Raw genomic sequence first — 15,725 nt, 5'->3', positions numbered from 1 at the left:
AGGACATTTGTACATGTTTTTTTCGTAGTTTTGTTCTTTAACCAAAACATAAAAATACACCTAAATGTCGTTTTTCGCCGATAAAGTTGTATCCGAAGGTTTAACTTTTGATGATGTATTACTAATACCCTCTTATTCAGAAGTTTTACCACGCGAAGTTGAACTTTCGTCGTGGTTTACCCGAAACATCAGGCTACATACACCGATTGTGACAGCGGCTATGGATACGGTGACCGATTCGCTGATGGCCATTGCCATTGCCCGAGGCGGTGGTATTGGTGTGATCCACAAAAATATGAGCATTGCTGAACAGGCCAAACAGGTTGCCAGTGTAAAGCGAGCAGAAAACGGCATGATTTACGATCCGGTTACGATCTCGAAAGAAAAAACGGTTCGCGATGCCATTGGGTTGATGAAAAACTTTAAGATTGGAGGTATTCCGGTTATTGACGAACAGGGATGTTTGGTGGGCATTGTAACCAACCGCGACCTGCGTTTCGAAACTGACATGAACAAACTGGTTTCGCAGGTGATGACCAAAGACAATCTGATCACCACCAACATTTCAACTTCGCTTGAATTGGCTTCAGAAATACTTCAGAAATACAAAATCGAAAAACTGCCGGTGGTCGATGGCAACAATAAACTGATTGCTCTGATCACCTATAAAGACATTACCAAAGCGAAAGACAAGCCATTGGCTTCGAAAGATCAAAAAGGTCGCCTACGTGTAGCTGCGGCAGTTGGAATTGCCAGCGACACCCTGGATCGCATTGATGAACTGGTTTTGGCGCAGGTTGATGCTATTGTGATTGACACAGCTCACGGCCATTCTAAGTATGTTTTGGATATGCTCAAAAGAGCAAAAAATAAATATCCTGAAATTGATTTTGTAGCCGGAAATATTGCAACTCCCGAAGCCGCTTCAGATTTGGTTCTGGCAGGTGCCGATGCCGTAAAAGTCGGAATTGGTCCCGGATCCATCTGCACCACTCGCATCATTGCCGGAGTGGGAATTCCGCAGCTTTCAGCCATTTACAATGTCAGTAAGGCCATCAAAAAAAGTGGGGTTCCGGTCATTGCCGATGGTGGCATCCGTTATTCGGGCGACATCGTAAAAGCGCTGGCTGCCGGTGCGCATTCCATTATGGCCGGATCGCTTTTTGCCGGAGTTGATGAATCGCCCGGCGACACCATACTGTTTCAGGGGCGCAAATTTAAAACCTATCGTGGAATGGGGTCGGTTGAAGCCATGCAAACAGGCTCAAAAGACCGTTACTTTCAGGATATGGAAGACGATATAAAAAAACTGGTTCCTGAAGGAATCGTTGCCCGCGTTCCATACAAAGGCTCGCTCGACGAAGTACTTCATCAGCTTACCGGTGGGATCAGGGCTGGAATGGGCTATTGTGGCGCCCAGAATATTGAGACACTTCAACATGCCAAATTCATACGAATTACCAACTCCGGAATGCAGGAAAGCCATCCACACGATGTGAGCATCACCAGTGAATCACCTAATTACAGTTCCAGATAGATGTTTAGGAAGTCAGAAGTCAGAAGGCCGGAACCCGGAACCCAGAGTACAAAAACTAAACTGCAACCTGCAACCCATCGTTCGGCAGCTCGTGGTCTGATTGTTGGTGCATTTTTAGTCTTATTCTCATTGAACCTTTCAGCACAGAAAAAGAGTGAAACTGTAGTAACCATTGGTACCGAAAAGGTGAGCAAAGAAGAATTTGAAGCCAATTACCGAAAAAACAACGCGAACATCTTAGACAAAAAAGAACTAAAATCGCCTGAAGAATACCTCGATTTATACATCAAATTTAAACTAAAAATACTTGAAGCAGAGAAACTTGGATACGACACTGTTCGATCGTACCGGGATGAACTTGGAGGTTACCGTAAAGATTTGGCAAAGCCATACCTTACCGATGTTAGTTTTAATGAAGAAATGGTAAAAACAGCCTATTACCGCACACAATACGAGCGAAAAGCCAGCCACCTGTTAATTCTGGTTACTCCCGAAGCATCGCCAGCCGACACTTTGGCTGCATGGAATAAAATCAACAATCTGCGCCAGCAAATTATAGCAGGAGCCGATTTTAACGAAATGGCTGCCAAATATTCTGAAGATCCTTCGGCAGTTCAGAACAAAGGTCTTTTAGGTTATTTCACTGCCTTTCAAATGGTTTTCCCGTTTGAAGATATGACCTATCGGACACCTGTTGGTCAGGTTTCGGAAATTGTCCGCACCCGCTTTGGATACCACCTGATTAAAGTTCATGATGAACGATTGGCGGCTGGAGAAATTAAAGTGGCACACATCATGAAAATGTTTCCGAAACAAGCAAGCGAAGAGACCATTGCCAATCTGAAACTGAAAGCCGATAGCATCTGGCAAAAAGCCACTTCCGGAGCCGATTTTGCCGGGTTGGCCAAACAATATTCCGACGATAAACAAACGGCGACTGAAGGTGGGGTCATGAACTGGTTTACGCCCAACAATATGGTACCGCAATTTGCTGAAGCGGCCTTTGCATTGAAAAATGACGGAGATATTTCGCCGGTAATCCGGACTCCTTATGGCTGGCACATCATAAAAAGGCTCGAACGAAAAACCACGCAACCAATCGAAAAGTTGCGACACGACCTTGAAGCCAAAATCAAGCAAAATCCGGCAATCAGCAAACACAGCGATGAGGCCTTCGACCGGAAATTACGCGCTGAATATCAACTAAAAATTGACGAACCCACTTTCACAAAATTGATTGGTTCGTTATCAGATACAGCTATTTGGAAAAACATAATCTCCGATAAAAAGCTTCAAGAAAAACTGTTGGTGACTTTTGCTGATCAAAAATTAAGTGTTGCAGCATTTACTGATTTTCTTCAAAAACAGAAATTTACGCCTCGAAGCAATCAGGCCGAAGCCCAGTTAAAAGAAATGCTCAACAAATACATCAATCAGGAACTTCTGGCTTACGAAAATTCGCAACTGGAAAAGAAACATCCTGACTTTGCCCGTCTTTATCAGGAATATCACGATGGAATTCTGCTATTCAATATCTCCAAAGACAAAATCTGGGATGTGGCCACAACCGATACGGTACGTTTACAAAACTATTTTGATCAGACCACAAAAAAGTACTATTGGGGCGATCGTTTCAAAGGCTGGATTATTAAAGCCAACAATGGAGACACTCGTGCGAATGTTGAGTCGATGTTGAATGAAAGTAGAGCTACTCAGAAAAATGAATTGACCGATCTTTTTAATACAAAAACTGAAAATAACATACAGATTACTGATGTTGCCTGCGAAAAAGGTGAAAATCCGATTGTCGATTATTTCATTTGGGGAGGAGCAAAACCCTCAGGTTTTGATGAAACTACTACCTTTGTCCACGGAAAAATAGTTAAAAATGAGATGAAGCAACTTAAGGATGCCTGGGGACTTTATTCATCCGATTTTCAGGAACAAATTGAAAAAGAATGGGTTGACTCGTTATTAAAGAAATATCCAGTCTCTATAAATCAAAAAGTATTGAAAAAAATTCAGGCGATTGAATGAGAAGAACTGCTTTATATATTAGCTTTTTAGCATTTTTTCTGACGGCATGTAACTTATTTGTTGATAACGGAGAGCCCATTGCGAAGGTAGGCGACCGTGTATTAACCATGAAAGAACTCTCAGGGTATATTCCTAATTATCTGGATGCGAACGATAGTGCACTTTGGGCCGACGACTATGTCAAAAAATGGGTTCAACGCGAATTGTTGCTTTTAAAAGCCGAAGAAAATCTGAAGCCTGAACAAAAAGATGTAAGCAAAGAATTGGAAGAATATCGCAATTCTCTTTTGGTGTATAGGTATAAAAATGAATTGGTAAAGGAGAAAATGGACACAACAGTGTCGGATACAAATATTCAAAAGTACTTTAACGAACATCGTGAAAGCTTTATCCTGAACCGAAACATTGTAAAAGCCATTTATATTAAGATACCAGTACAGGTTTCAAATCCTGATAACATCAAGGATTTGTGTATGTCAGAAAATAAAGAAAAACAAGCAAAGCTCAACGAATATTGCATGAGCTATGCCAAGGCTTACGACCGCTTTAACGATCAGTGGGTTTCTGCCGATATGGTTCTGAGAAATATACCTGTAGAAATAAAAGATCAGAATCAGTTTTTGGAAAGAAACCGCATCGTGGAAAGTACTGATATGAATTATTACTATATTGTCTGCATTCGGGATTATAAGCTTTTGGGGCAAGTTTCGCCAATCGAATACGTCCAGAACGACATCAGAAACCTGATTTTAAGCAAGCAAAAAATCGATTTCTTAAAACAGATTGAAAAAGATATATACAAGGAAGGCCTTGATAAGAACAAAGTAAAACTATTTAAAACAAAAAAATAATCGTTTATGATCAGAAAACTAATTGGTTTATTTATCCTGACGGGATGTATTGTAATCAGCAATCAGACCCAGGCGCAAGATAAAGTTGTGGACCAGATTGTGGCCGTAGTAGGAAAGAATATTATTCTGAAATCGGACATTGAAGGCATGTACCAACAACAACAGGCACAGGGAATAACCACAGAAGGTGATATGAAATGTGAAATTCTTGAAAATTTACTCGTCGAAAAACTACTTCTCGCTGAAGCAGAATTGGATACGACCATTACGGTTAGCGATAGCCAGTTGAACCAGAATCTGGAACAACGCATACAATATTTCACGTCACATCTTGGCTCTGAAAAAGAGGTGGAAGCCTACTTTAAAAAATCGATCATTGATTTAAAAGCCGATTTGCAGGAAGTCATCAAGAACCAACAGATGACGCAACAAATGCAGAATAAGATTATCGACAAAGTCACGATTACACCTGCCGAAGTTCGTTATCACTTTAAAAACTTACCTGAAGCCGAAATACCACAAATTGATGCTCAGATTGAATATGCCCAGATCGTTGTTCAGCCAATTATCAGTTTGGAGGAAGAAGACCGTATCAAATCTACGCTTCGCGAGCTAAAACGCCGTATTGAAACAGGCGAAAGCAGTTTTGCTCCTTTAGCGGTTATGTATTCTGAGGATGGCTCGGCTAGAAACGGCGGTGAATTGGATTACATGGGACGCGGACAACTCGATCCTGCCTATGCAGCAGCAGCATTCAACCTGAAAGGTGACAAAATTTCGAACGTGGTAAAAAGTGATTTTGGCTATCACATCATTCAGGTGGTTGACCGCAAGGGCGAACAGATTAAAACACGCCACATCATCATGATGCCAAAGCCTTCACCCAAAGCGATGGAAAAAGCATTTAGCCAGATCGATAGTATAGCAGACTTTATCCGGAAAGGGACTTTTAAATTTGAAGATGCAGCCATGCGGTATTCCTACGATAAAGATTCGCGCAACAATGGTGGGATAGTTATCAACCCTGAAACCGGAGAGTCAAAATGGAAATTGAGCGAACTTGACCCTGATGTCAGCAAGGTAATTACAAAAATGAACATCAACGAAATTTCGAAACCATTTAAAACCATCGACGACAAGCAACGTCCTGTTTATAAAATTGTTAAACTGATAAACAAGACTAACGCGCATCCAGCCAACCTGCGTGACGATTACGTTGAATTGAGCAATATTTATATGGCTTCGAAAAAAGAAAAGACACTTGACACATGGATTCGCGAGAAACAATCGGGAACCTATGTTCACATCGACGATACTTATCTCAACTGTAATTTCAAGTACAAAGGTTGGATGAAATAAATAGTTTCAAGTTTCAGGTTCAAAGTTTCAAGTTAAGTATCGCTTTGAATCACGACTTCTGTCCTGTAAGGGCAAAATATTGTAGCCCGGGGCGAAACCCCGGGTTATATAAATTAATACAAAACCGTCTGAGCTGAATATATTTCAATGTTATACCCAATTTTCGGACGGAATATAAGTGGCCATTAAAAATGGAATTAATAAAAATAATCAGGGTGGCTTCTGATTTTAGCCTACAATAACAGAATAGATAAAGATGGCATTTAAGAATGAAGTTGAAGCAGTAAATGAGCTGAGTCGTAAATTCGACCAGCTGCGCTCCGAGGTTAAAAAACGGATATACGGACAAGATGAAATTATCGATCAGGTATTGGTCGCTATGTTTAGCCGTGGACACTGTTTGCTTATTGGTGTTCCAGGACTGGCCAAAACATTGCTTGTCAATACGATTTCCGAGGTACTTGGCCTTCAATACAAACGCATTCAGTTTACACCCGACTTGATGCCTTCTGACATTATCGGAACTGAAATTCTGGACAAAGACCGCGAATTTAAATTTATCCGTGGCCCTATTTTCTCCAACATCCTTCTGGCCGACGAAATCAACCGTACACCGCCCAAAACCCAGGCAGCTTTACTTGAAGCCATGCAGGAACGTTCGGTTACAGCCGCTGGTCAAAAATACGAACTCGACAAACCATTCTTTGTTCTGGCAACCCAAAACCCAATCGAACAGGAAGGCACTTATCCGCTGCCCGAAGCCCAACTCGACCGGTTTATGTTTTCGATATGGCTCGACTATCCTAAATTTGAAGACGAGTTAACGATTGTCAGGAATACAACTTCCGACTTTTCAACCCGCCTGAATGAGATTATTTCGAAAGAAGAAATCCGTTACTTTCAGGAATTGGTAATGAAAGTTCCGGTGAATGAAAACGTGCTAAAATATGCGGTAGGACTATCGGCCAAAACACGCCCAAATACTGAATTGGCAGCGCCAATCAGCAACAAATACCTCAAATGGGGGGCAGGCCCCCGCGCCTCTCAATACCTGGTTTTAGGAGCAAAAACCTTAGCTGCCCTTCAGGGTAAATATTCTCCTGATATTGAAGACATTAAAAAAGTAGCCATAAGCATTCTTCGTCACCGCGTAATTAAGAACTACAAAGCTGAAGCAGAGAATCTTTCGGTTGAAGACATTATTACTGAATTGATGAAATAGCCCGAATGATGAAATTTCTCTTTACCCCTAAATCCCCGAAAGGGGACTTTCTCCACCTGCAAGTATCTTCAATACATACAGCAAAAGCCCCTTTAGGGGTTTGGGGTGAAAAACGCAACATAGAATTAGCTATAACAAAAGCAAAGTTGCCAATCTTGATAGTGCTTTTGGGGTTATTGGCATTTTCAGGAAACATTCAGGCCCAAACCCGGAAAAAAGTCGAGATTATCCACAGCGACTTGGGTGCATACGACCAACGCATCGTTGCAAATGCCCAACGTCTGCTGGGAAATGTAAACATCACAATTGATGGTGCGTTAATGTGGTGCGATAGCTTATATTCGTACACAAACAATACGGTAGATGCTTTCAGTAATGTACACATTGTTCGTGGCGACACCCTTAACATGTATGCCGATTTCATTCATTATGACCCTGAAACCAAGCTAGCCAAAGCACGCCGGAATGTAAAACTCATCGACAAACAGACGACATTGACCACCGACTCGCTCGACTACTCTATGATTAACGATTTGGCATCGTACAATTACTCCGGAACTGTAAAAGATTCGACCAATGTTCTGAAATCAATTATTGGTCAGTATTACGTCAATGAAAAAAAGGCTTACTTCAAAAAAAACGTAGATGGTGTGACTAAAGACTATAAAATCAAATCGGATACCCTGATTTATTTTACGGATACAAAACAGGTTTTCATTGAAGGCCCGACCACCATTTTCAACGAAAAAGACACTCTTTACGCCGAATATGGCTGGTACGACAGCATGAAAAGCTATACCAGGCTCACGAAAAAACCAAAGATCTGGAATGCCAAACAAAAAGTAAAAGCCGATTCGATCTATTACGATAAAGAAAATGGAGAAGGCCTTGCCATGGGGCATGCGCGTATTCAGGACATTGAAAACAGCATTATTGTGGTTGGGAATCGGGTCAAATACAACGACATTACCAAAATCGCTTCGGCAACCGATTCGGCAGTTCTCATTCAGTATTCCAAGGCCGATTCGCTGTTTTTACATGCCGACTACCTAAAAACAATGCCTGACACCACACCTTCAAGAAAATCGGCGCCTGACAAAAAAATACAAAAAAAGCCAATTGCAAAAAAATTAGCCTCCGACTCATTGTCGTTGGCATCAAGAAATCCTGAATTTAAAGCCTTTTCTAAATTACACAAAGACAGTTTAACTTCAGGAAAGTTAGTTGGTGACACCTTACGCACCGATTCGTTGGCCACCAAACCACCCAAAGACGCCCGTTTAGTTCTTGCATACCACAAGGTAAGGTTCTTTCGCGACGACATGCAAGGCAAATGCGATTCGCTGACCTATTGGTCAAAAGACTCAACCATTCAGATGTTTACCAATCCGGTTATTTGGTCGAATAAAAACCAGATATCAGCCAACTACATCGAAATGATAAACCGAAGCAAAGATCCCGATGAAATCAGGATGAAAGATGATGCGTTCATTATTTCCATGGAAGACGACAGCCTCCGGTTTAATCAGATCAAGGGAAAAAATATGATCGGGTATGTCCGCAACAACGAACTCGATAAAATTGATGTCAGTGGAAACGGTCAGTCGAACTATTACGCACGCGACAAAAATGGAGTCATTGGACTCAACAAAGCCGAAAGCAGTAACATTACCATATACATGAATAAAGGCAAGGTTAAACGAATTGCCTTCATTAAATCGCCCGATGGCGAACTTAAACCTTTGGGGCAATTGGAAGAAGGCGATAAATTATTGCCTGGATTCAACTGGCAGGACGGATTACGGCCTGTAAACAAGGATGACATTTTTCGACAACCAGCCCCCGAACCGATCCTGGCTCCGGCGGCGAAATCAAAAACGCCTGCAATTCCGGATAAGAAACAGAAACCCGAAAAATCAGTCAACACCATTAATTAATTCCAGAATTGCCCGCAGATGGAACGAAGCTTCTTTGAACAGATCAAACGACTTCTGGCATTGGCCGAAATTGGATTAGCCTATTCCGACAACAATTACGACATTGAGCGCTATGAAGAAATTCAGGAGATTTGTCTGGATATGCTTGGTCAGCTAACTGATGTTCCGATAACAAAAATCAAAGCAATTATTCAGGAAAACAATGGCTATAAAACACCAAAGGTCGATGTTCGCGCAGTGGTTTTTAATCCTGAAGGGCAGATTTTACTGGTTCAGGAAAAAGCAGACGGTTGCTGGGCTTTACCCGGAGGTTGGGCAGATGTAGGTTATACTCCGAGAATGATCGCCGAAAAAGAATGTTTCGAAGAAGCCGGATTAGCTGTAAAATCGAACAAATTAATTGCTGTAATGGACAAAACCGCCCAGCAAATGCCACCCGAATTTGAATATGTGTACAAGCTTTTTATCAGGTGCGAACCCATGGACACACAAATCGCTGCCGGAGCTGAAACCGACGATGTGGGCTGGTTTAACGAGAATGAATTACCGGAGCTTTCAAAACCCAGAAACATCGAATCTCAAATTTACCTGATGTTTGAATATTTCAGGGGCGAAAAATCAGAAGTTTATCTGGATTAGAAAAGGCTTATTCGACCACTGATTATTAATTTTTACACATAGAAACTAAATGAATTCAACAGCTCAATTCTGATTACTTTAAAATTTTATATCCGAGAATAATGCTTTAACGTTTGGAAATTTCTTACCATTTTATAATTTTGCAGACCAGACCAGACCAGCACAACAAAACCAATAAATATGAAACTAAATCTGTATATACTCCTATTATCAATATGCCCTTTTCTGGGCATTTCGCAAAACAAATTTCAATTCCAGAACACCAATTTATCGACTCAGGAAAGAGTTGAAAGCTTGCTCTCGGAAATGACTGTTCAGGAAAAAATGGGGCAAATGCTCTTTACGTCTCCGGCTATCGAACGTTTGGGAGTTCCTGAATACAACTGGTGGAACGAATGTTTACACGGAGTTGCACGAGCCGGATATGCAACGGTTTTCCCACAGTCGATTACGATTGCAGCATCCTGGGACAAAGATCTGCTGCATGAAGTTGCTTCAGTGATTTCGGATGAAGCGCGTGCCAAACACCACGAATTTGTACGTCGTGGAATGAGAGATATTTATCAGGGTTTGACTTTCTGGTCGCCAAACATCAATATTTTCCGCGATCCTCGCTGGGGTCGTGGCCACGAAACCTTCGGGGAAGATCCTTACCTGACAGGCCAGTTGGGCACCCAATTCGTAAAGGGGCTTCAGGGCGACGACCCCAATTACTTAAAAGTGGTTGCTACCGCTAAACATTTTGCCGTTCATTCAGGTCCGGAACCATCTCGTCATGTTTTTGATGCCAAAGTCAGCGAACGCGATTTACGCGAAACCTACCTCCCTGCATTCCGCACCTTGGTTGTTGATGGAGGAGTATATTCGGTGATGGGCGCCTACAACCGTTTTCGTGGCGAAGCTTGCTGTGCCAGTCCATTCTTATCCGGAATTCTCCGCAATGAGTGGGGTTTCAAAGGTTATATTGTAAGCGATTGCTGGGCCATTGCCGATATTTGGCAATACCACAAGATTGCAAAGGACGAAGCTGAAGCTGCCGCCATGGCCGTAAAAACCGGTACTGATTTAGAATGTGGCAACACCTATAAAGCCTTGCCTGAAGCCCTTAAACGTGGATTAATTACGGAGAAAGATCTGGATGTTTGTGTTGGCCGCTTACTAACCGCCCGGATGAAACTGGGGATGTTCGATCCAGACGAAAAAGTAGCCTACGCGCAAATTCCATTCTCAGTGAATGACAATCCGGCCCACGACCGGCTATCACGCGTAGCTGCACAGAAAAGCATCGTGTTACTAAAGAATGCCAACCACACATTACCATTGAAAAAGAACCTGGCAAAAGTTGCAGTTATTGGTCCAAATGCTGATGAAATTGAATCATTATGGGGTAACTATAATGGGATTCCCTCTCATCCGGTAACCGTGCTTCAGGGAATAAAAAATAAAATATCTCCTCAAGTTGAAGTGCTTTATGCACAAGGAAGCGAGCTGGCTGATGGCGTTACCAAATTAACACCAATCCCTTCCATTTATCTGGAAACCGAAGATGGTAAGCAGGGAGCTTTGGGTGAATATTTTGCCAATAACAAACTGGAAGGCAAACCATTATTTACCCGCATTGACGACAATGTTGATTTTTACTGGGAGGCCGGCTCTCCTGATCCACGGATGCCAGTTGATAATTTCAGTGTCCGTTGGACAACTTATCTGAAAGTTCCGCAAACTGGCGATTACGAAATCGGTATCTGGAGTATGCCAAATTTCAAAATCTATTGCGACGGTAAGGAAATTTTAGGCGGAGACAACGAGCATCACGCTTTTCACAGCCAAAAGAAACTAACCCTCGAAACCGGTAAACGTTATAAATTAGTGTTCGATTACAAAAATTACCATGGCGACGGGACAGCCTCATTACTTTGGGAAGTTCCCCAACCCAATATGCTTGCTGACGCCATTGAAACAGCAAAAAAATCGGATGTTGTTGTGCTTGTCTTGGGCCTGAATCAGCGTTTGGAAGGTGAAGAAATGCCGATTCAGGTTGATGGTTTTAAAGGGGGCGACCGCACTCATCTGGATCTGCCAAAAACTCAGGAAAAGCTGATGGAAGCCATTAAAGCAACCGGGAAACCCGTTGTTTTAGTATTGCTTAACGGAAGCGCGCTTTCTATAAATTATGCGGCTGAAAACATGGATGCTATCCTGAGTGCAGGTTATCCCGGACAAGAAGGTGGAAATGCAGTGGCCGATGTTCTTTTTGGCGATTACAATCCGGCAGGACGTTTGCCGGTTACCTATTACAAATCGGTTGATCAGTTGCCTGCTTTCGAAAATTACGATATGGAAGGCCGCACCTACCGCTATTTCCGCCAGTCACCGCTTTATCCGTTTGGATTTGGTTTAAGCTATACTAATTTCACGTACACCGATTTGAACCTTCCGAAAGAAGTAAAAATGGGTGAAGACGTTACCGTTTCGGTTAAGGTTACCAATACCGGAGACCGCGATGGCGATGAAGTGGTTCAGTTGTACCTGACTGATGAAAAAGCATCAACTCCACGTCCAATCCGCTCATTGGAAGGATTTAAACGTATTTCACTGAAGAAAGGCGAATCGCAAATCGTATCGTTTACACTTGTGCCTCGTCAACTTTCAATGATCAACGATAAAGATAAACAAGTGGTAGAGCCCGGATTCTTTACCATAGCTGTTGGCGGTGAGCAACCCGGGTTTACCGGCGCTGCTAAAGCCGAAACAACCGGAACTCTCTCCGGAAGGATGAAATTAATCGGGAAAACTCTCGAAATAAGATAGTTGGTTTAGGAATTGTTTGTGTGTGATCCCCTTCGAAATTCGTTTTGGAGGGGATTTTTTATTGAGCTTGTTTGTTATTTACCTGCACGAGTTAAAAATATAGCCATGCGAGTTAAGAATAGGACACACGAGTTAAAGATTTTGGCACACGAGTAGTTTGTTTCGCCATCCTGTTCAATTTCTGGGCGAACGAGTAGGTATTTTCATCATCCTGTTCAATTTCTGCCTGCCCTGTTAAAGATTGATCTCTCCTTTCGCGGGTTTCAGCGTTTTTTTGAAGCTCGGTTACAGTAAACGCAAAGGATTAGTTGCAGCCCGGTTCCGATGGTATAAAATTGAAGCACCTTACTTCAGGTTCTTGCTTTTCTTTACCCAAATTTCAAATCGTCTGATCCATACAAAAATAATCGCGAGTAAAATCCGGGGCCAGATTAAAATTCCGAAATGATAGCCAACAGCCACAAATAAAAGAGGATCTTCGAGTTGCGAGTGCGAAATAGCAATGTTGTGATTCAGTAAATCAGCGTCATCGCGGCTCAGCTTTCCTTCTTCCGTTTCACTGATCATGATTGCTCCACCGTAGCCCAAACCAAGCGTATTGGCAACTATCCAGAGAAAACCAGTACTTGAAGGCAATCCCATTACTTTCAACAAGGGAACAAACGGCATCAAAATCCATTTAATCAGTCCAAATTCGTTGAGTATTTTCTGTATTATCAGTAGTAAATTAACCAGAACAACGATTTTAATTGTTGTCACCAGCATGCTCGAAAGCCAATTGGTCAGTGCCGGAGTAAATTCGCCAACCGAGCGAACCACATTTTCAGAATTAGTAATTGCTTCAGCAGGAAGAATAAAGTTCAACATGAATGCAGCAATAAAACTGGCTGACAAGCGGGTAAAAATCATTCTCCATGGCGACGATCCTGTTTTTTTCTGAATGGCTGTTTCAACAATTAAAGCATGCGAAATGAGGCACATCACTGCTAAAATAGTTCCTTCACGAAACCCAAAACCAAGAGTGGTCATAACAGCTATTACCGAATAGATATTGGTAAAAAAACTGGTGATCAATACGATCGAGGCTTGTCCGGATAATCCGATCAGTTTAAATAATGGAGCAACCCAACCGGCAATCACGTTCAGTATTCCGAAGAAGTCGAGCAGAAAAACGGCAAACGAAACAGGGATGGTCAGCTTCAACAACCAGATGGCCGTTTTCATTCCTTGGGGAAGAGCCGTTTTAACAGATTTCAGTAGTCTTTCTTGTATATTCAGATCGTTATTATTTCCCATTTATCCTAAAAAATAGAAGCAGCTCAAAGATAAGCTGCTTCTGTATATTACAATGAATTGATTGGTTCTAAAACAAATTAATTTCGTATCGGCTCAATCCCAAAAGTGAACCCACCATTTACCCGATCAATCAATTCAGGTAAAATATCCTGGTATTCGCCAACGATACCAAAATCGGCAAAATGGAAAATCGATGCTTTCGGGTTATGATCGATGGCAATAATTTTTTCAGACTCTTTCATTCCGGCGATGTGCTGAATAGCCCCCGAAATCCCAATCGCGACATATACTTTCGGCCTGACCGTTTTGCCGGTTTGCCCAACCTGCCGCGCGTATTCCGAATAACCTTCATCAACCACAACACGGCTGCAAGCCCATTCGGCTTTTATTCCTTTTTGAACCAATGCATCAGCCAGTTTTTTAACCAATTCCAGTCCATCGCCAGTGGTTCCTCTTCCTCCTGAAACGATAATATCTGCATCAAACAAGTTTTGTAGACCGCCTCCGCCCCGCACGGTTTGCAAAATTTCGACCGTAAATTCCTTGTCTGTCAGAATTGGCTTGTAGGTCGACAACACACCGGTGCGTCCTTCCATGCGCGCCGGCACTTCAAAGGTTCCGGCACGGGCAGTTGAAATCTGGGGATAAACAAATCCAAGTATGGTAGCCAGTTTACTTTCGCCATAGGTGGGTCGGCGTGAAAAAAGGATCGGTTTATTGATCACCTTTTCTTTTCGGTTTACGTATTCGCCAATTTCAAGTCCGGTGCAGTCGGCTGTAACGCCACTACCGGTTTTAACCCCAATACGCGGTGCAAGTTCACGTCCGGAAGTTGTAGCTGCAAAAAGTGCGATTTCTGGATTTCGTTCTTTGATTACCTGAGCAAAAATGGAAGAAAATGGAAGAACCAGGTATTCTTCCAACCGGTCGTCTTCAACCACAATCACCTCATCCGAACCATGTTCAAACAGCGTTTGTGCCTGATCTTTTACATTTTTGCCGATCAGAAGTGTCATTATTTTGGTATCGTTTCCCAATTGATCGGCCAGCTTTCGTGCCGGAGTGAGTAATTCGATTGAAGGACGGGCAATTTTGCCATTTGCAATCTCGGCCCAGGTGATGATGCCCTTTGCACCATTCCGGTTATCGTAATAGGGGAAATCAGGAGCTTCCGAAACTTTCTTTTCAACCTTTTCTTTCTTCTCCAGCACATTTCCGCCCTTTTTGAAGTTGGCAATCAGGTTATCAACCAGAGTCACTTCATCGTGTCCAGATGACATGGTTATCGGGGCTCTTTCGCTGACAATATTCACGACATTAGCTACGATAGTAGGCGATCCGGTCAAACCGATTTTCTCGGTTCCCAAACCGATATCGTCAATTCCAAAAACAGTAATTTTGGCATTCCTTGCTTTTATAGCGCCAACAAGCGATGGTTTACGCGGCGGAATTCCGGTGGGTGTCAGCGAAATGGTACACGGCATAGGTAATTTCATCATCTGGTAACCACCTTCGATAATACGCTTAGCGATCACATTTCCTTCGCCATCGGCTTTTACGCTTTCCACAAAAGTGGCCTGCGGAATGCCAATATTTTCGGCAACCTGCGAAGGAACATGGGCTGTATCGCCATCACTGGTCTGCCGCCCGGCAAGTATGATAAAAGGTTCTTTCGAATCTTTTGTAAAACCTAAATGTTTCAACATGGTCGAGATTGCCAAGCCAGTTGCATAAGTGTCGCTACCTCCCAGTTTCCGGTCCGAAAGCAAAAAAGCTTCGTCGTACCCCATCGAAATTGCTGTGCGTAACGCCACTTCGAAAGATTGCGGCCCCATCGAACAGGCAATCAAACGGGCATCGGGATATTGTTTTTTGAGCTGCAACCCGGCTTCAAGACCAAACTGGCAGTCGATATTGATGATTGACTTCGCTTTTGTCCGATCCATTAACCCATCTTCTCCCATCCTCATTTCGGTTGGAAGCGGTACTTGTTTGATTAAACTTATAATTGTTAAAGCCATTGTTCTAATCGTTAA

General features: G+C 42.6%; 10 protein-coding genes. 8 read left to right on the top strand and 2 right to left on the bottom strand.

Features of this window, described 5'->3' with window-relative positions; translation table 11 throughout:
* The first annotated feature begins 64 nt into the window (after positions 1–64).
* From guaB to AQPE_RS17425, 8 genes are all read left to right on the top strand, one after another.
* A complete protein-coding gene (gene guaB / locus AQPE_RS17460) occupies positions 65–1,537 on the top strand; it encodes an IMP dehydrogenase (RefSeq protein ID WP_318347778.1) in 1,473 nt (490 codons plus the stop codon).
* Positions 1,538–3,574 carry a peptidylprolyl isomerase gene (locus AQPE_RS17455; RefSeq protein WP_318347777.1) on the top strand — a complete coding sequence of 679 codons (2,037 nt, stop codon included), beginning with the start codon at positions 1,538–1,540 and terminating at the stop codon, positions 3,572–3,574.
* Entirely contained in the window at positions 3,571–4,425 is an 855-nt protein-coding gene (locus tag AQPE_RS17450; RefSeq protein ID WP_318347776.1) for a hypothetical protein, read from the top strand. Before AQPE_RS17455 ends, AQPE_RS17450 begins: the two co-directional genes overlap by 4 nt.
* A 6-nt stretch (positions 4,426–4,431) precedes the next feature.
* Positions 4,432–5,784 carry a peptidylprolyl isomerase gene (locus AQPE_RS17445; protein ID WP_318347775.1) on the top strand — a complete coding sequence of 451 codons (1,353 nt, stop codon included), beginning with the start codon at positions 4,432–4,434 and terminating at the stop codon, positions 5,782–5,784.
* Between the two features lie 256 nt (positions 5,785–6,040).
* Positions 6,041–7,006: an AAA family ATPase gene (locus tag AQPE_RS17440; protein WP_318347774.1), complete on the top strand. Its 966-nt coding sequence runs from the start codon at positions 6,041–6,043 to the stop codon at positions 7,004–7,006.
* Between the two features lie 5 nt (positions 7,007–7,011).
* A complete protein-coding gene (locus AQPE_RS17435; RefSeq protein ID WP_318347773.1) occupies positions 7,012–8,943 on the top strand; it encodes an OstA-like protein in 1,932 nt (643 codons plus the stop codon).
* Positions 8,944–8,961: 18 nt separating this feature from the next.
* Positions 8,962–9,582, top strand: coding sequence for an NUDIX hydrolase (locus AQPE_RS17430; RefSeq protein WP_318347772.1), 621 nt, complete (start codon positions 8,962–8,964; stop codon positions 9,580–9,582).
* 180 nt (positions 9,583–9,762) lie between these two features.
* A complete protein-coding gene (locus tag AQPE_RS17425) occupies positions 9,763–12,393 on the top strand; it encodes a glycoside hydrolase family 3 C-terminal domain-containing protein (protein WP_318347771.1) in 2,631 nt (876 codons plus the stop codon).
* A 345-nt stretch (positions 12,394–12,738) separates the two neighbouring features.
* Here AQPE_RS17425 and AQPE_RS17420 read toward each other — a convergent pair whose 3' ends face one another.
* Complete coding sequence (locus AQPE_RS17420; protein ID WP_318347770.1) at positions 12,739–13,689, bottom strand: nucleoside recognition domain-containing protein; 951 nt, start codon at positions 13,687–13,689, stop codon at positions 12,739–12,741.
* Positions 13,690–13,766: 77 nt separating this feature from the next.
* Complete coding sequence (locus AQPE_RS17415; protein WP_318347769.1) at positions 13,767–15,710, bottom strand: FAD-binding protein; 1,944 nt, start codon at positions 15,708–15,710, stop codon at positions 13,767–13,769.
* Positions 15,711–15,725: the final 15 nt, after the last annotated feature.

Origin of the sequence: Aquipluma nitroreducens (genome assembly GCF_009689585.1) — a bacterium.
Taxonomy (GTDB): domain Bacteria; phylum Bacteroidota; class Bacteroidia; order Bacteroidales; family Prolixibacteraceae; genus Aquipluma; species Aquipluma nitroreducens.
This window is presented reverse-complemented; position numbering and strand designations above follow the sequence as displayed.